At 66.6% G+C, this 16,640-nt stretch carries 13 protein-coding genes; 9 read left to right on the top strand and 4 right to left on the bottom strand.

All coding sequences use genetic code 11. The annotated features are described in order from the left end of the window. The first annotated feature begins 9 nt into the window (after positions 1-9). The 6 genes from rlmJ (at position 10) to HFK18_RS02210 (ending at position 7,149) form a co-directional block, all read left to right on the top strand. On the top strand, positions 10-867 hold the full coding sequence (gene rlmJ / locus HFK18_RS02235) for a 23S rRNA (adenine(2030)-N(6))-methyltransferase RlmJ (protein WP_132825582.1): 858 nt from the start codon (positions 10-12) through the stop codon (positions 865-867). A 95-nt stretch (positions 868-962) separates the two neighbouring features. Beyond that, a complete protein-coding gene (locus tag HFK18_RS02230; protein WP_025879325.1) occupies positions 963-1,508 on the top strand; it encodes a GNAT family N-acetyltransferase in 546 nt (181 codons plus the stop codon). A gap of 126 nt (positions 1,509-1,634) precedes the next feature. Then, positions 1,635-5,099 carry a transcription-repair coupling factor gene (gene mfd, locus HFK18_RS02225; RefSeq protein ID WP_180164097.1) on the top strand — a complete coding sequence of 1,155 codons (3,465 nt, stop codon included), beginning with the start codon at positions 1,635-1,637 and terminating at the stop codon, positions 5,097-5,099. 82 nt (positions 5,100-5,181) lie between these two features. Beyond that, entirely contained in the window at positions 5,182-5,697 is a 516-nt protein-coding gene (locus HFK18_RS02220; protein ID WP_180164094.1) for a hypothetical protein, read from the top strand. Between the two features lie 184 nt (positions 5,698-5,881). After that, positions 5,882-6,487 (top strand): HD domain-containing phosphohydrolase, encoded by a 606-nt coding sequence (locus HFK18_RS02215; RefSeq protein WP_180164092.1) that lies wholly within the window; start codon positions 5,882-5,884, stop codon positions 6,485-6,487. A 101-nt stretch (positions 6,488-6,588) separates the two neighbouring features. Further along, a complete protein-coding gene (locus tag HFK18_RS02210) occupies positions 6,589-7,149 on the top strand; it encodes a hypothetical protein (RefSeq protein ID WP_180164090.1) in 561 nt (186 codons plus the stop codon). Between the two features lie 82 nt (positions 7,150-7,231). On the opposite strand, the gene HFK18_RS02205 is transcribed toward HFK18_RS02210, so the two are convergent. Further along, the gene (locus HFK18_RS02205; RefSeq protein ID WP_180164088.1) at positions 7,232-9,322 is read right to left on the bottom strand and encodes a M13 family metallopeptidase; all 2,091 of its coding nucleotides are present in this window, start codon (positions 9,320-9,322) and stop codon (positions 7,232-7,234) included. 100 nt (positions 9,323-9,422) lie between these two features. Between HFK18_RS02205 and HFK18_RS02200 the strand changes: the two genes are divergently transcribed. After that, on the top strand, positions 9,423-9,845 hold the full coding sequence (locus tag HFK18_RS02200) for a hypothetical protein (protein WP_180164086.1): 423 nt from the start codon (positions 9,423-9,425) through the stop codon (positions 9,843-9,845). A 122-nt stretch (positions 9,846-9,967) separates the two neighbouring features. On the opposite strand, the gene gpmA is transcribed toward HFK18_RS02200, so the two are convergent. Next, positions 9,968-10,717, bottom strand: a complete 750-nt coding sequence (gene gpmA, locus HFK18_RS02195) for a 2,3-diphosphoglycerate-dependent phosphoglycerate mutase (protein ID WP_180164084.1) — start codon at positions 10,715-10,717, stop codon at positions 9,968-9,970. A 94-nt stretch (positions 10,718-10,811) separates the two neighbouring features. On the opposite strand from gpmA, the gene nfi reads away from it, so the two are divergent. Then, positions 10,812-11,486 carry a deoxyribonuclease V gene (gene nfi / locus HFK18_RS02190; protein ID WP_180164082.1) on the top strand — a complete coding sequence of 225 codons (675 nt, stop codon included), beginning with the start codon at positions 10,812-10,814 and terminating at the stop codon, positions 11,484-11,486. A gap of 32 nt (positions 11,487-11,518) precedes the next feature. On the opposite strand, the gene HFK18_RS02185 is transcribed toward nfi, so the two are convergent. Next, the gene (locus HFK18_RS02185; RefSeq protein WP_180164080.1) at positions 11,519-12,493 is read right to left on the bottom strand and encodes a cation diffusion facilitator family transporter; all 975 of its coding nucleotides are present in this window, start codon (positions 12,491-12,493) and stop codon (positions 11,519-11,521) included. A gap of 174 nt (positions 12,494-12,667) precedes the next feature. Continuing rightward, positions 12,668-14,914, bottom strand: coding sequence for a TonB-dependent siderophore receptor (locus HFK18_RS02180; protein WP_180164078.1), 2,247 nt, complete (start codon positions 14,912-14,914; stop codon positions 12,668-12,670). Positions 14,915-15,201: 287 nt separating this feature from the next. Here HFK18_RS02180 and HFK18_RS02175 point away from each other — a divergent pair, with 287 nt between their 5' ends. Next, entirely contained in the window at positions 15,202-16,617 is a 1,416-nt protein-coding gene (locus HFK18_RS02175; protein WP_180164076.1) for a GGDEF domain-containing protein, read from the top strand. Positions 16,618-16,640: the final 23 nt, after the last annotated feature.

Below are 16,640 nucleotides of genomic sequence, written 5' to 3'. Positions count from 1 at the left end.
CTGCCGCCCATGAACTATCGCCACGCCTTCCACGCCGGCAACCACGCCGATGTCCTCAAGCACATCGTGCAGCTGGCCCTGATCGACAGCTTCAAGCGCAAGGACAGCCCGTTCTTCGTGCTCGACACCCACGGCGGTGCCGGCCGCTACCTGCTGGCCAGCGAAGAAAGCCGCAAGACCCTTGAGGCCGAATCCGGGGTCATGCGGCTGATGGCCCAGCCCAAGCTGCCGGAGGTGGTCGAGCGCTACCTCAAGGCAGTGCAGGCCGACAATCCGGTCGGCGCGATGATCGCCTACCCCGGCTCGCCGCTGCTGAGCGCGCAGGCCATGCGCCCGCAGGACCGCATGGCGGTGTGCGAGCTGCAGGAGGACGAAGCCGCGTCGCTGAAGACCCTGTTCGCCCATGACAGCCGCGTCGGCGTACACCCCGGTGACGGCTACGCGCTGCTGCGCTCGCTGCTGCCGCCCAAGGCCAACGGCGCCAAGATCGGCCGCGGCCTGGTCCTGATCGACCCGCCCTACGAGGCCCAGGATGCCGAGTACCAAGCGATCCTGGCCGCGCTGGCCGAGACCCTGGCGCGCTGGCCGCAGGCCACCTGTGCGGTCTGGTTCCCGATCAAGCAGCGCCGCACCATCCTGCATTTCCTGCGCAAAGCCACCGCACTGCCGGTGAAGTCGGCGATGACCATCGAGTTCCTGGTGCGCCCGGACGACTCGCCGCTGCGCCTCAACGGCAGTGGCATGCTGGTGCTCAATGCGCCCTGGCAGTTCGACCGCGTGGTCGGCCCGGCCCTGCCGGCGCTGCGCCAGCATCTGGGCGAACCCGGTGCCAGCACCCGCCTGGACTGGCTGAAGACGGCCGAATAAGGGCCTTCACGAGGCTGTACGACCGTGAGCCTTTCGTTCACGGAATACAGCCCCGGTGATGACACAATCGATGGACCACCAAGGAATCACCCGGTATGGCCACTCGCAACCGCATGCCGCCCTGGCATGAGATCTTCAAGGCTCCCAGCGGCCACGAGCTGCTGATCCGCCCCATCCGCCCGGAAGATGGCGCGCCGCTGCAGGCCGCCTTCAGCCTGTTCGGGCCGGAAGAAATCCGTGACCGTTTCCTGCAGTCGGTGACCGAGCTGTCGCCGGAAACCACCCAGCGCCTGACCCACCCCAATCCGAAGACCGAGATCACCCTGGTCGCCGCCGAGTCGCTGCCGGCCGGTGAGGCCGTGGTCGGCGCGGTGGCCCGTGCCTCGATCATCCCCGGTACCCGCGAAGCCGAGTACGCGATCCTGATCAGCCGGTTCCTGATCGGCCAGGGCCTGGGCCGCCAGCTGATGCGCAAGCTGGTGAAATGGGGCCGCGGCAAGTACCTGGACCGCCTGTACGGCGATGTCGCCGCCGAGAACGAGCCGATGAAGCAGCTGGCCGCCTCGCTGGGCTTCAAGCCGGTGCCGCACCCGAACGGGGCCGAGGGCCTGGTGCGGATGGTGCTGGAGCTGGACAACTGACGGTAGCGCCGGGCCCTGCCCGGCGATGTTGATCCGACCGCTGCGCTCGCCGGGCATGGCCCGGCGCTACCCCGGTCACGTAACGATCATGGGCCCGGCGGGGGCTTCTGCTAAAATCCGCAGTTCATGTCGCGTACTCCCTACCCCGCCCCGCCGCTGCCCCGTGCCGGCCAGCTCCGCGCCTGGTGGCGCGCCCCCGCCTCGCCCACTGCCCTGGCCTGGTATCTGGCCCAGGCCGCGCGGACGCATGACGCCCCGGTACTGGTGGTGGCCCGTGACAACCACGGTGCCAACCAGCTCGAAGCGGATCTGCATACCTTGCTGGGAGGCGACCCGAGCCTGCCGGTGGTGGCGTTCCCGGACTGGGAAACGCTGCCCTACGACCGCTTCAGCCCGCACCCGGACATCATTTCGCAGCGCCTGTCCGCCCTGCACCGCCTGCCCACGCTGAAGCGTGGCCTGGTGGTGGTGCCGGTGCAGACCCTGCTGCAGCAGTTGGCGCCCCGTAGCTACGTCATCGGTGGCAGCTTCAATCTTGAAGTCGGCCAGCGCCTGGACCTGGAAGCGGAGAAGCGTCGCCTCGAAAGCGCCGGTTACCGCAACGTGCCGCAGGTGATGGACCCGGGTGACTTCGCCGTGCGCGGTGGCCTGCTTGACGTCTACCCGATGGGCGCCGACGAGCCGCTGCGGGTGGAGCTGCTGGACGAAGACATCGATTCGATCCGTGCGTTCGATCCGGAAAGCCAACGCTCGCTGGACAAGGTCGAGGCGGTGCACATGCTGCCCGGCCGCGAAGTGCCGATGGACGACGCCAGCATCGCGCGGGTGCTGGCCACCCTGCGCGAGCGCTTCGACGTCGATACCCGCCGCAGTTCGCTGTACCAGGATCTGAAATCGGGCCTGGCCCCGGCCGGCATCGAGTACTACCTGCCGCTGTTCTTCGAGCGCACCGCCACCCTGTTCGACTACCTGCCTGCCGGCAGCCTGCCGGTGGTCTGCGTCGGTGCCGCTGAAGCGGCAGAGACCTTCTGGACGCAGACCGGCGAACGGTACGAGCAACGCCGCCATGATGTTGAACGGCCGCTGCTGCCACCGTCGGCGCTGTACCTGTCCCCGGACCTGCTGCGCGAGCGTCTGAACGACGCACCGCGCATCGAGGTATGGGCTGCCGATCACGCGCGCATTGCCGAGGCGCATGCGCTGGGCGACCAGCCGTTGCCGCCGCTGCCGGTGGCCGCACGCGAGGCGCCGGCCGGCGACGCACTGAAATCCTTCCTCGGCCATTATCCCGGCCGCGTGCTGATTGCCGCCGATTCACCCGGCCGCCGTGAGGCCCTGCTGGAAGTGCTGCAGGCCGCCGAGCTGAAGCCGCCAGTGGTGGCCGATCTGCTGTCCTTCCTGGCCAGCGACGAACGCTTCGCCATTGCCGTGGCGCCGCTGGAAGACGGCTTCGCATTGGACGCACCGCACATCGCGGTGCTGACCGAACGCCAGCTGTTCCCCGAGCGCGCGGGCAGCACGCGCCGCACGCGCCGCGCCGGACGTGAGCCGGAAGCGATCATCCGCGATCTCGGCGAGCTGACCGAAGGCGCGCCGATCGTGCACGAGGACCATGGTGTCGGCCGCTATCGCGGACTGATCGCGATGGACGTCGGTGGCATGCCCGGCGAATTCCTGGAAATCGAATACGCCAAGGGCGACCGGCTGTACGTGCCGGTCGCGCAGCTGCATCTGATCAGCCGCTATTCCGGCGCCTCGGCCGAGACCGCACCCCTGCATTCGCTGGGTGGCGAGCAGTGGAGCAAGGCCAAGCGCAAGGCTGCCGAGAAGGTGCGCGACGTGGCCGCCGAGCTGCTGGAAATCCAGGCCCGCCGCCAGGCGCGTGCCGGACTGGCACTGCAGGTGGACCGCGCGATGTACGAGCCGTTCGCCGCCGGTTTCCCGTTCGAGGAGACCCCGGACCAGCTGGCCGCCATCGACGCCACCCTGCGTGACCTGGCCAGCAGCCAGCCGATGGACCGCGTGGTCTGTGGCGATGTGGGCTTCGGCAAGACCGAAGTCGCGGTGCGTGCCGCGTTCGCCGCCGCCAGCGCTGGCAAGCAGGTGGCGGTGCTGGTGCCGACCACGTTGCTGGCCGAACAGCATTACCGCAATTTCCGCGACCGCTTCGCCGACTATCCGATGAAGGTCGAGGTGCTGTCGCGCTTCAAGAGCACCAAGGAGATCAAGGCCGAGCTGGAGAAGGTCGCCGCCGGCACCATCGACGTCATCGTCGGCACCCATCGCCTGCTGCAGCCGGACGTGAAGTTCAAGGACCTGGGCATGGTCGTCGTCGACGAGGAGCAGCGCTTCGGCGTGCGCCAGAAGGAGGCGCTGAAGGCACTACGAGCCAACGTGCACTTGCTGACCCTGACCGCCACGCCGATTCCGCGTACGTTGAACATGGCGATGGCCGGCCTGCGCGATCTGTCGATCATCGCCACCCCGCCGCCGAACCGGCTGGCGGTGCAGACCTTCATCACCCAGTGGGACAACGCGCTGCTGCGCGAAGCCTTCCAGCGCGAGCTGGCACGCGGTGGCCAGCTGTATTTCCTGCACAACGATGTGGAAAGCATCGGCCGCATGCAGCGTGAGCTGTCCGAACTTGTGCCCGAAGCGCGCATCGGCATCGCCCATGGGCAGATGCCCGAGCGCGAGCTGGAAAAGGTGATGCTGGACTTCCAGAAGCAGCGCTTCAACGTGCTGCTGTCGACCACGATCATCGAATCGGGCATCGACATCCCCAACGCCAACACAATCATCATCAACCGTGCCGACCGCTTCGGCCTGGCCCAGCTGCATCAGCTGCGTGGCCGCGTCGGTCGTTCGCACCACCGCGCCTATGCGTACCTGGTTGTACCCGACCGTCGTTCGATCACGCCCGACGCGGAAAAGCGCCTGGAAGCGATCGCCTCGATGGACGAACTGGGCGCCGGCTTCACCCTGGCCACGCACGATCTGGAAATCCGCGGTGCCGGTGAACTGCTCGGCGAGGACCAGAGCGGACAGATGGCCGAAGTGGGCTTCAGCCTGTACACCGAGCTGCTGGAACGCGCCGTGCGCAGCATCAAGCAGGGCCATCTGCCCGACATCGATGCCGGCGAAGAAGCGCGTGGCGCCGAGGTCGAACTGCATGTGCCGGCGCTGATTCCGGACGACTACCTGCCGGACGTGCACACCCGACTGACGCTGTACAAGCGCATTTCCAGCGCGCGCGACAGCGATGCGCTGCGCGAGCTGCAGGTGGAGATGATCGACCGCTTCGGCCTGCTGCCGGATGCGGCCAAGAACCTGTTCGCCATCGCCGAGCTGAAGCTGCAGGCCAGCACGCTGGGCATCCGCAAACTGGACCTGGGCGAGAACGGCGGCCGCATCGTGTTCGAATCCAAGCCGAACATCGATCCGATGGCGGTGATCCAGCTGATCCAGAAGCAACCGAACCTCTATGCCATGGAAGGCCCGGACAAGCTGCGCGTCAAGCATCCGCTGCCGCTGCCCGAAGACCGCTTCAACGCCGCACGGGCGCTGCTGCTGACCCTGGCCCTGCGCTGATCGATATCCTAGGTACCGGTCCGCCGCGGGCGGCAGACCGGTACCCCTTCCGTTTACCGCGCCCGCGACAAGGAGTGTTGCCGTGAATCGTTTCGCCCCCCTTCTGCTTGCCACCAGCCTGGGCCTGCTGGCCGCCTGCCACAGCGGCATGAGCAACCGCGATTACCTGCTTGAGAATGTCGCCAGCTGGAACGGCACGGTCAGCATGGTCGAGCAATGGACCAACGGCCCGAACGGCGAGTCCTTCCATGCGTCGCTGCAGGATGGCAAGAGCATGCAGCAGCATCGCTTCGGCCTGAAGAACGCGCACAAGGAAATCGCCGACCGGCTGGTCTTCGTCCAGCAGTTCACCCATGGCAAGGACGCCGATGCACTGCACCAGAACCTGCTCGATTCCCTGAAGAGCACCGAACAGATGTTCGCGGTGATGGAACAGCTGGCTGCCCTGCCCGATGGCTACAGCGAAGAACAGGTCACCCCGCTGCTGCGGACGCTGGATGAAGCCGTGACCAAGATGGACGAAGACATGCAGACCCTGAGCGACGCGCAGGACGCCTTCGCCAAAGCCCATCGCATCCACCTGCAGACCACCGGCTGAGCCACGCCGCCCCGGTTGCCGATGCGGCCGGGGCGATGACACGCTGCACGACTGAACGTACGGCCCCACGCGATACCGTCGATGCGCCCCGCGCAACACCGATGCGGGTACCCTATGCGCCGCCTTGGCCCGCTCTTGCGGGCCTTTCCGTTTCCTGCGCGGCTTCGCCGCGCCGCCAGTTCCGATGCCCCTGCCCAGACCTCCCGACCTCCTGCACGCGCAGGCCTGCCTGATCGACGCCCTGTCGATGTCGCTGCAGATGCGTGATGCCTATACCCGCCACCACTGCGACCGCGTGGGCCTGCTTGCGCAGCACCTTGCCCTGCATTGCGACCTGGATGAAGAAGCCTGCGCGCAGGTCGCCCTGGCCGCACGCTTCCACGATATCGGCAAGATCGGCATTCCCGACGACGTACTGCTGAGCCCACGCCGGCACAGCGATGAAGAGCGCGCGATCATGCGCGAGCATCCGGTACGTGGCGAACACATCTTCCTGGCCACCGGTCGCAGCGATGCCGCGCCGGTCGCGCGCCTGATCCGCGCCCACCATGAAGCGTTCGACGGCAGCGGCTATCCCGATGGCCTGCTGGGCGAGAACATCCCGCTGGGCGCACGCATCGTCACCATCGTCGATGCTTATGATGCGATGACCAGTGCACGCCCCTATCGCGCAGCGATGGAGCATGAGACGGTGCTGCGGATACTCGATGAGCAGGCCGGTGGCCTGATCGATCCGTACGTGCTGCAGCGTTTCCACGGCATGCTCAAGCACGAGCCGGCGCTGGCCTGAGCATGCACGGGCCTGGCTGCGCCTCGCTTGCGCAGCCGCGGCAATCCTCGCAAGCTGCTGATCGGCCAAAGACGGCCGCCTGCTTACGAGGAGCACCACCCATGAAAGGAAACACCCGCATCGCCGCACCGCTGGGGCTGTTGCTGTTGGCCCTGGCGCCGTTCGCACAGGCCCAGCAGGAGGGCAACGCGCCCGCTGCCGCCTGCTTGTCGCGCAGCCAGATCAGCGCCAGCACCTCGCCCGCCGCCTTGATGAACGCCCTGCCCCGCTGCGTGCAGGACGGGCGCATGCAGGACGCCATCGATCTCTACAACATCGCCGGCGTATTCGCCCATTTCGATCGCCAGCGGGTTGCGGACGAGACCGGACACAGTGCCTACAACGCGCTGAAGGCGATGGCGGGTTCGGCCATGGGCGAGGAGAATCTCGGCCGCTTCGACAGCGCGTTGAAGGCGCAACTGACCCCCGACAAGGCGCCCGCCTATGTCGCTGGCATCTGTACCTTCAGCAAGCGCGTGGGGCCGCCCTCGTATACCCCCACCTACATGCTGGCCCATGGCATGTCCAACTTCACCGGCACGGGTGGCGGCCTGGTGCCAGGCTTCGACCCGGCCAGTGCATGGCAGGCGACGTTGTCGCAGTACCTGAAATGCCCGGGCTGAGCCGCAGCCGGTTGTAGTGGTTCCCCAATGAAAAGGCCCGGCTTGCGCCGGGCCTTCTGCTTCACGCAGTGCGGGCGATCGGTTACCAGATCACCACGCGCTTGTCGTCTGCGCGCACCATCGCATCGCCGGCCTTGCACTGGAACGCAGCGGCATAGGACGGCATGTTCGACGGCGCACCGTTGGCACGGAAGTTCGCCGGTGCGTGCGGATCGGTGTTCAGGCGCACGCGCAGCTCACCGTCGGTGAAGTTGCGACGCCACACGGTGGCCCAGTTCATGAAGAAGCGCTGGTCCTGGCTGTGGCCGTCAACCTCGACGTTCGCCTTCGGGTTCTCCTTCAGCGCCATCTGCAGAGCATCGTAGGCCACGGTCAGGCCACCCAGATCACCGATGTTCTCGCCCAGGGTCAGCTTGCCCTTCACGAACACGCCCGGCACCGACTCGTAGCCGTCGAACTGGGCGACCAGCTGATCGGTGCGCTCGGTGAAGGCCTTGCGGTCGCTGTCGGTCCACCAGTTGTCGAAGTTGCCGTTGGCGGCGAACTGGCTGCCCGAGTCATCGTAGCCGTGCATCATCTCGTGGCCGATGACCGCACCGATGCCACCGTAGTTCAGCGCCGGATCGGCCTTGGCGTCGAAGAACGGCGCCTGCAGGATCGCCGCCGGGAACACGATCTCGTTCTTGGTAGCGTTGTAGTAGGCATTGACGGTCTGCGGGGTCATGCCCCACTCGGTCTTGTCCACCGGCTTGCCGACCTTGTCCAGCATGTATCGGTAGTTGAACGCGCGCGCAGCCTGCATGTTGCCCAGGTAGCTGTCACCGTTGGTCTGCAGGCCCGTCCACTCGCGCCACTTGTCCGGGTAACCGATCTTCGGAGTGAAGCTGGCCCACTTCTCCAGCGCCTTCTTCCTGGTTTCTTCGCCCATCCACGGCAGCTGCTCCAGGCGCGCCTTCAGCGCCACCGACAGGTTCTGCACCAGGTGCTGCATGGCCTCCTTGGATTCGGCCGGGAACACCGCATCGACATACAGTTGGCCGAGCGCTTCGCCCATGCCGCCGTTGACCGACTCCAGTACGCGCTTCCAGCGCGGCTGCATTTCCTGCTGGCCGCGCAGGGTCTTGCCATAGAACTCGAAGTTGGCCTTCTCGAACTGGCTGCTCAGGTACGGCGAGGCATCATCGATGGTGTGGAAGCGCAGGTAGGACTGCCAGGTGGCGGCCGGCACGTCGGCCAGCATCTTGTCCATCTCGCTGAAGAAGCCCGGTTGGGCCAGCGAGAACTTCTGTGCGGCCGGCACCTTCAGGGTGTCGAACAGCGCGGTCCAGCTGAAGTTCGGGGTCAGCTTGTCCGCGTCGGCAGCGCTGAGCGGGTTGTAGCGCTTGGCCGGGTCACGCATCTCGATGCGCGACATCGAGGCCTTGGCCAAGCGGGTCTCGAACGCCATCACCGCCTTGGCCTGTTCGGCGGCCTGCGCCGCGTCCACGCCGGACAGCGTCAGCACCTGTGCGATATAGGCAACGTAGGCGTCGCGGATCTTGGCCTGCGACTCATCGAAGTAATAGCCCTTCTCCGGCAGGCCGAGGCCGCCCTGGCCGACGTAGGCGATGACGTTCGCCGAATCCTTGTAGTCGGCATTGGCGAACAGCGAGAACAGCACGCCCTGGCCCTGCGCCTGGCTGTCGCGCAGGTACTGGGTGATGGCGGCGGTGTCGTTCAGCGCGGTGATCTTGTCCAGCGTCGGCTGCAGCGGCGCCAGGCCGGCGGCCTCGATCTTCGCTTCGTCGTTGCCGGTCTTCCAGATGTCGCCGATCTTGGCTTCCACCGAGCCGGCCTTGGCCTGGCTGGCGGCGGCCTGCTGGACCAGCGCGTGCTGCACTTCCAGCGAGCGCTCACGCAGGATCTCGAAGCTGCCCCAGGTGGTCTGGTCGCCCGGCACCGGGTTGGCCTTCAGCCACTTGCTGTTGACGAAGCCGTTGAGGTCGGTGCATGCAGCGATGGACGGATCCAGATCGGCGCTGTTGAGCGAGATCAGCGCGGTCTTGATCTGCGACTGGTCGAAGGCCGGCTTGGCGGCGTCGGCAGCGGGCGCAGTCTCGTTCTTGCCACAGGCGGCGAGCGAAGCGGCGATGGCGATGGTCAGGCCCAACGGGACCAGATTGCGGACGTTCATGGCGTGTCTCCAACGGCGAATCGTCCAGCGTAGCCGCTGCGGCGATGGCGGGGACCGGCCAAAGGTCACAGGACGATGCTTGGCCGCTACCATGGCCGCAATGAAGACCCTCATCCTTGCCACCCTTCAGAGCGATCCACTACGGCTTTATACGGGCCGTGCCCGACTGGTTGGCGTTGAACACCTGCCCGGTATCGTTGCCGCAACGATCGATGCCGAACCGCGCGCGCATCTGCTGGCGTGGTCGGCAGCGGAAACCGGCTGCGCGGGATTCAGCCAGCATGGCCTCAGCCTGGTCCTGCCGTTCCCGGTGATGAGCGCCGGCATCGGCAGCATGCAACGGGCCAAGGCAAGCGGTTTCGTCACCCTGTTCGTACGCACCGCCGAAGCGGGCGTGGTCGATGTGCTGGGGAGCGATGCGTTCCAGCAGATGGCACTGGATCGATTGCTGGCGCAGCAGGCCGCGCTGGGCGAACTGCTGGGTTGCACGCTGAGCGTGGAAGACTGGGGTTACGACTGCTGACGGCCGCACAGCCCTCATGGCGTGGCGCTACCAGAGCGCGGGGTAACCGCCGCCGAGCCAAAAGCCGTTGAGCCTGGCTCGCCCAACAAAAAGAAAGGCCGGCTTGCGCCGGCCCTTCGTTCTTACTTCGCCTTGCCCTGGTTGGCCACGGCTTCAGCAGCCTTGCGTGCCGCTTCCGGGTCACCCAGGTAGCGGAACGACTTCACGGTGAGGTCGTCATTCAACTCGAACAGCAGCGGGATGCCGGTCGGGATGTTCAGCTCGAGGATTTCCTCGCGCGACACGTTGTTGAGGTACTTGTACAGCGCGCGCAGCGAGTTGCCGTGGGCGGTGACCAGCACGGTCTTGCCGTCCTTCAGCTGCGGCGCGATGGCGTCGTGCCAGTACGGCAGCACGCGGTCCAGGGTGGTGGCCAGCGATTCGGTACCCGGCAGCGCGTTGCGGTCCAGGCCGGCGTAGCGACGGTCATGGATCGGGTGGCCCGGATCTTCCAGGTCCATCGCCGGCGGCGGGATGTCGTACGAGCGGCGCCACACCTTGACCTGGTCTTCGCCGTGCTTGGCCGCGGTCTCGGCCTTGTCCAGACCCTGCAGGCCACCGTAGTGGCGCTCGTTGAGGCGCCAGGATTTGCTCACCGGCAGCCAATCCTGATCAAGCTCGGCCAGCGCACCCTGCAGGGTGTGGATGGCGCGCTTGAGCACGGAGGTGTGGGCGACGTCGAACTGCAGGCCTTCCTCGCGCATCAGGCGGCCGGCGGCAACCGCTTCCCGGCGCCCCTGCTCGGTCAGGTCGACATCGACCCAGCCGGTGAAGCGGTTGTCCAGGTTCCACTGGCTCTGGCCATGGCGCAACAGTACGAGTTTACGGGTCACTGCAGGGTCTCCAACGCGAGGAAAGGCAGGCGGCCATTGTAGCCCCGGCGCCCGCTCACCGCGCCGTGGCGGTGCGGATGTCATCCTGTGGCCGATGAATACCGTGATCGACCCCGGGCGCTGGGAAGGCAGCGTCAGTGCCGCGCGCGAGCAGCAGAAACAGCTGGCCAGCCGTGTGCAGCGCCAGGACCGCCTGCCCGCTGCCGTGCGCTGGCTGGCCGGGCTGGATGTCGGCTTCGAGGAAGACGGCGCGATCACCCGCGCGGCGGCGGTACTGCTCGACGCGGAGACCCTGCAGCCGGTGGCGCAGGAAATCGCCCGCATCCCCACCGTCATGCCCTATATCCCGGGCCTGCTCAGCTTCCGCGAACTGCCGGCGCTGCTGGCGGCATTGGCGCTGCTGCCGCGAACGCCGGATCTGGTGTTCGTCGATGGCCACGGCATCAGCCATCCGCGCCGGCTGGGCATTGCCGCACACCTGGGCGTGGTGACCGACCTGCCAAGCATCGGCGTGGCCAAATCGAAGCTGGTTGGCCGCTTCATCGAGCCGGGCGCCGAGGCAGGCGCGCATACGCCGTTGATGGATGGCAGCGAGCAGCTCGGCTGGGTGCTGCGCAGCAAGCTGCGCTGCAAGCCGCTGTTCGTCGCCGGCGGACATCGGGTCAGCGCCGATACCGCGCTGGCCTGGGTGCAGCGCACGCTGCGCGGCTATCGCCTGCCCGAGCCGACCCGGTTGGCGGATCGGCTGGCCTCGCGGCGCGACGAATAGCAGTGACGCCGGGCACAGCCCGGCACACCCGCTCAGCGATGCACGTGACCGCGATGGCCCTGCGCATCGGTCGCTGCATGATCGTGCCCGGTGTGATCGTCGTCCTTCGCTGCTGACGGCTGGCCACAGGCTTCGCCGCAGTGGTCGGCCTCGATCTGCAGGGTCACGTGCTCGATGCCGAAATCATCGTGCAGGCGATCACCGAGTTCGCGACGAAGGCGGTCAGCGTCGTCGCCTTCGCGCATCACGATGTGCGCGGTCAGTGCCGGCGTGCTGGACGCCAGCGCCCATACGTGCAGATCATGCACGTCCAGCACCGCGTCATGGTCGGACAGGCGGTCGCGCACCTTGGCCACGTCCATGCCCTTGGGCACGCCTTCCAGCAACACGTTTACCGCTTCGCGCATCAGCACATACGTGCGTGGCAGCACCCACAGACCAATCAGCACGGCCAGGATCGGGTCGATCGGCTTCCAGCCGGTCCATTGGATCAGCAGCGCACCGGCAATCACCGCCACCGAGCCGAGCATGTCGGCCCACACTTCCAGGTAGGCGCCCTTCACGTTGAGGCTCTCGCCGCTGCCGGCCTGCAGCAGGCGCATGGAAATCATGTTGATCACCAGACCGACCGCAGCGATCACCAGCATGCCGGTGGAGGCGATCTCCTGCGGCTGGCGGAAGCGACCGATGGCTTCCCACAGGATGTAGCCGGCGACCACGAAGAGCATGGCGCCGTTGATCATCGCACCCAGTGCCTCAAGGCGTGCATAGCCGTAGGTGCGGCGTGCATCCGGCGGACGCCGGCTCAGCCGCACGGCCACCAGCGCGATCATCAGCGCCAGGGTGTCGGTGGCCATGTGCGCGGCATCGGACAGCAGCGCCAGACTGTTGGTCCAGAACGCACCGACCACCTCCACCACGAGGAAGGTGGAGGTCAGGCCGAGCGCCCACCACAAGGGTTTCTCGTGGCGGATCTCGGATGGCAGGTGATCGTGGTCGTGACCCATGGCAACAGCTCCTTTGCGATGGAGGCAGGCTACGCCGACGGGCGTTGGGAAACTATCACGGTGTTTATAACATTGCAGGCCTGCACGACCGATGCTGCCGGGCATGGCCCGGCGCTACCGGTGTGACGTGCCCGCCTCCGGTAGCGCCAGGCCATGCCTGGCGAGCGCATCGGATCAGAACCCGAAACGCAGGCTCGCCCAGTACGCGCGACCGGGTTCGTTGTAGGTCGCCGCACCGGCATCACTGCTGTTGGCCTCGCGGAACAGGCGCTTGTCGGCCAGGTTGTTGACGCCGAAGCCCACGCTGACCGTGTCGGTCACCTTGTAGCGCGCGCTCACGCCCCAGACGTTGTACGCGCCGCGGGTCTGCAGCACGGTGGACGCATCGCAGTTGGCCGTGCAGCGCGGGTCGTTGTTGATGTTGGTCGTGGCCGGTTCCTGCTTGCCGTAGAAGGTGCCGGTCAGCAGCAGCGACAGCTGCTCGGTGGCCTGCCAGTCCAGCATGGTGTTGACGGTGTACTTGGGAATCACCGACAGCGGCTGGCCGGTGCTCTTGTTTTCGTTCTCCACCATGTAGGTGAAGTTGTTGCTCCACTTCAGGCGGTCGCCCTGCTCGCCCAGCAGCGGAATCACCAGGTTGCCCTCGAGCCCCTGCACGATGGCCTTTGGTGCGTTCTCCCAGCGGAAGATGCGGCCCTTGCTGTCGGCCGTCAGGCCGATCTGGGTGTAGCCGGCCTGGATCTTGTCCTTGTAGTCGTTGTGGAAGTAGGTCAGCGAGGCCTGCCAGCCGCTCTGCGGTGCCCACTCCACGCCCAGTTCCTTGTTCAGGCTGGTCTCTGCCTTCAGATCCGCATTGCCCTGCATATAACAACCGGCACCCAGGCTCGGCAATGCGTTCGGGCAGCCGTTGCCACGGGTGTAATACAGATAGTCCGGGTTGGACTGATACAGGTTCGGCGCCTTGAACGCACGCGCGATGCCGCCCTTTACCACCCAGTCACTGTTGAGCCGGAACTGCGCGTTGAGGCTCGGGCTGGTGTTGTTGCCGAACTGGCTGTGATGGTCGAAACGCAGGCCCGGGGTCACGATCCAGCGTTCGCCCAGGTAGATGTTGTCTTCCACGTAGACAGCGGTGGTCTGCGCATCGGACTTGCCGCGTGCGCGATCGGCCGAAAGGCCCGGAATGCCACCACCGCTGCTGCTGGACTGGCTCATGGAATACGGATCGGTCAGCCGGCTGTCGAGGTATTCGAAGCCCAGCGTCCACACGTTCCCGGCGCCACCGAGGGTGGTCGGGAAGCTGACCTCGCCGTCCAGCTGGTAGTTGCGCAGGCGCGAGGTCGACCAGTCAGCGCCATTGAAGCTGCCCTCCGGGCCACCGGCCAGGCCTTCGTTGATGCGCGAATTGTTGACCCCTTCCACCGCTGCCGTCAGCCGCGAGCTGACATCGCCCCAGCGTCCGCGATGGGTGATCGCGCCGGTGGTGCGGTACATGCGGTTGGTCTCAGCCTGCTGCTCGGCCAGCGCGGCCAGGTCGACGCCGGTAGAGGTTCCGGTGGTGCTGACCGCACGATCGCCAGCATAGATGTTGCCCTGGCGGCTGGTGCCGGCCTCGAATTCGACCACCTGGTTGGCGCTCACGTCCCAACGCAGCAGCGCGTTGACATCGCGGTTCTTGACGCCCTCGCGGCCCGCCGGCGGTACCGCATTGGCGCCGGTGGCGAAGTTGCGGTTGAGATCCAGCGAATCGGCATCGGTCTTGTTGAGGTTGCCGTACAGCCGGAACGACAGCGTGTCGGTCATCGGCCCGCTCAGCTGCAGGCCGACGCGCTCGCTGCCACCTTCGGCACTGTGTTCGGGCACCAGGCCGTACAGGTCAACCGCGCCGGTCAGGTCGCCGGTCGGGCGCTTGGTGATGATGTTGACCACGCCACCGGATGCACCCGAGCCATAGCGCGCCGCCGCCGGGCCGCGCAGCACTTCGATGCGTTCGATCATTTCCGCCGGCACCCAGTTGGTATCGCCACGCGTGTTGCGCTCGCCACTGCGGCCCATGCGCACCGCGTCGCGTGCACCCACGCGCTTGCCGTCGATCAGGATCAGGGTATTTTCCGGCCCCATGCCGCGCAGATCGATCTGCCGGTTGTTGCCGTACTGTCCCGACGCGCTGTTGCCGGTCAGATTGACGCCGGGCATCGTACGCAGCAGCTCGGCGATGTCGTTGACCGGCGGTCGCTTGGCGATGTCTTCAGCGGTGATGGTGGAGGTGCCCAGCGCCTGCCGCGCGATCTGAGAGGCGGTGACATGCACGGTATCGATATCGGTGGCATCGGTTTCCGCATGTGCGGTAACCGCGGCGCCGGCCAGCAGCGCGGCGACGGCAAGCGCCAGCGGGCGCGGTGAAAGAGTGTTTGCAGGCATGTTCTGGACCTTCTGGCAGGGCAGCGGAAGCCTCTGGCATAGGGCACGAGGCGGCGACGGGGGAGGCGGAACGATCGCTGCGGGACGCCCGCAGGTCGGTTCCTGCCGTCATTTTTTCACAAATGCGAGTGATTCTCAAATGCGTCAACGCATTGCGGCATCGGCCGGCATGTGCTCTGCCCGCGTTTTTCGGCCTGCATGGCGCTTAAACTGGCTGGCTTACCTGCCATCAACCGTCGACAGCTGCGGCCGATACCGTGGTCTGTTGTGCGCCGCTAGAGATCGACGTGGATACACCCCAACTGGACGAAGCCAGCCAACCTCTGGCTCAGGCCTGGCAGCAGTGCCTGCTGCAGGCCGGCCCCGCCGCTGCCGCACTGCTGCATGCCGTGGCCGCCGACGCACCGCCAATGCTGGCGCAGCGCTTCTACGAGGTGCTGCTGCAGGACACGCGCGCACGCCGCTTCCTGTCCCATGAACAGGTCAAGCAACGCCTGCAACCGGCGATGCAGCGTTGGCTGGCGCAGCTGCTGACCACCGATGCGGATGGAATTGCCGCTACGGTCGCCGCACAGCGGGTGATCGGCGATGTGCATGCGCGGGTGGGCATTCCGGTTGACCTGGTGACTCGCGGAGCACGCGTGCTCAAGCACGAGTTGTTCGTGCGCCTGCGCGCCGACGCCCATGACAGCGACACCGCTTTCGCCGCCATCGATTGCCTCAGCGCGATCATGGACATCGCCATGGAGGGCATGACCCTGGCCTATACGCATGCCCGTGAGCGCTCTTCGCGCACGGATGCAGCGTACCGGCTGTTCTCACTGGTGCAGAACGTCAGCACCGAGCGCGAGCGCCAGCGCGCCCTGCTGCTGGATTGGGAAAACAGCCTGCTGTACACCCTCGCCGGCCATGCGACAGGCGCCGACAACGCGAGTCTGGCGACCTCGGAATTCGGCCTCTGGTTCACCCACAAGGGTATTCCCAGCTTCGGCGAAAGCAGCGAGACACAGCAGGTCGGCCAACTGATGGCACGCATCGACAGCAGCCTGCAGCGCGCCACGGATGAAGATCCGGCACGGCGACTGGCGGCCCTGCCGGCGATCCGCGAAGACCTCGCCACCATCCGCAACCTGATGACCTTGCTGTTCGAACGCATCGGCGAACTGGATGCGGGCAGCGATGCGCTGACCAACCTGCTCAACCGGCGCTTCCTGCCGACCGTGCTGCGCCGTGAGATCGAATTGTCCACGCGCAACCACACGCCATTCGCGCTGCTGTTGCTGGATCTGGATCATTTCAAGGCGATCAACGATGGCCACGGCCACGACGCCGGCGACCGCGCGCTGCAGCACGTTGCCGCCCTGCTCGGCCAGCAGACCCGTGGCAGCGACTACCTGTTCCGCTACGGCGGCGAGGAGTTCGTGGTGGTGCTGGTGGCGGCGAGCGAGTCGCAGGCGGAGGTGATCGCCGAAAGCCTGCGTCGGCAGATCGCACAATCGCCGATCTCCCTCCCGAATGGACAGACGTTGGGGCTGACCGCCAGCATCGGCGTGGCCGGACACGATGGGCATCCCGATTACGAGCGGCTGATGGCGCGCGCCGACGCGGCGATGTATGCCGCCAAGCGACAAGGCCGCAACCGTGTGGTGGTGGCCGACGAAGCACTGCCCGAGGCACCCGGGCGACGCGCGCTGCAACGTTGAGCCTGCAGCGCGCGCGGTAGGGC

This window comes from Stenotrophomonas sp. SbOxS2, from assembly GCF_013416715.1.
Taxonomy (GTDB): domain Bacteria; phylum Pseudomonadota; class Gammaproteobacteria; order Xanthomonadales; family Xanthomonadaceae; genus Stenotrophomonas; species Stenotrophomonas lactitubi.
This window is presented reverse-complemented; position numbering and strand designations above follow the sequence as displayed.

Coding starts and splice junctions, on each gene's coding strand:
- HFK18_RS02185 (WP_180164080.1), bottom strand. CDS start 12,493: ATGGGTCACGACCACGATCACCTGCCATCCGAGATCCGCCACGAGAAA.
- HFK18_RS02200 (WP_180164086.1), top strand. CDS start 9,423: ATGAAGACCCTCATCCTTGCCACCCTTCAGAGCGATCCACTACGGCTT.
- HFK18_RS02210 (WP_180164090.1), top strand. CDS start 6,589: ATGAAAGGAAACACCCGCATCGCCGCACCGCTGGGGCTGTTGCTGTTG.
- mfd (WP_180164097.1), top strand. CDS start 1,635: ATGTCGCGTACTCCCTACCCCGCCCCGCCGCTGCCCCGTGCCGGCCAG.
- HFK18_RS02215 (WP_180164092.1), top strand. CDS start 5,882: ATGCCCCTGCCCAGACCTCCCGACCTCCTGCACGCGCAGGCCTGCCTG.
- HFK18_RS02205 (WP_180164088.1), bottom strand. CDS start 9,322: ATGAACGTCCGCAATCTGGTCCCGTTGGGCCTGACCATCGCCATCGCC.
- rlmJ (WP_132825582.1), top strand. CDS start 10: ATGAACTATCGCCACGCCTTCCACGCCGGCAACCACGCCGATGTCCTC.
- HFK18_RS02230 (WP_025879325.1), top strand. CDS start 963: ATGGCCACTCGCAACCGCATGCCGCCCTGGCATGAGATCTTCAAGGCT.
- HFK18_RS02180 (WP_180164078.1), bottom strand. CDS start 14,914: ATGCCTGCAAACACTCTTTCACCGCGCCCGCTGGCGCTTGCCGTCGCC.
- nfi (WP_180164082.1), top strand. CDS start 10,812: ATGAATACCGTGATCGACCCCGGGCGCTGGGAAGGCAGCGTCAGTGCC.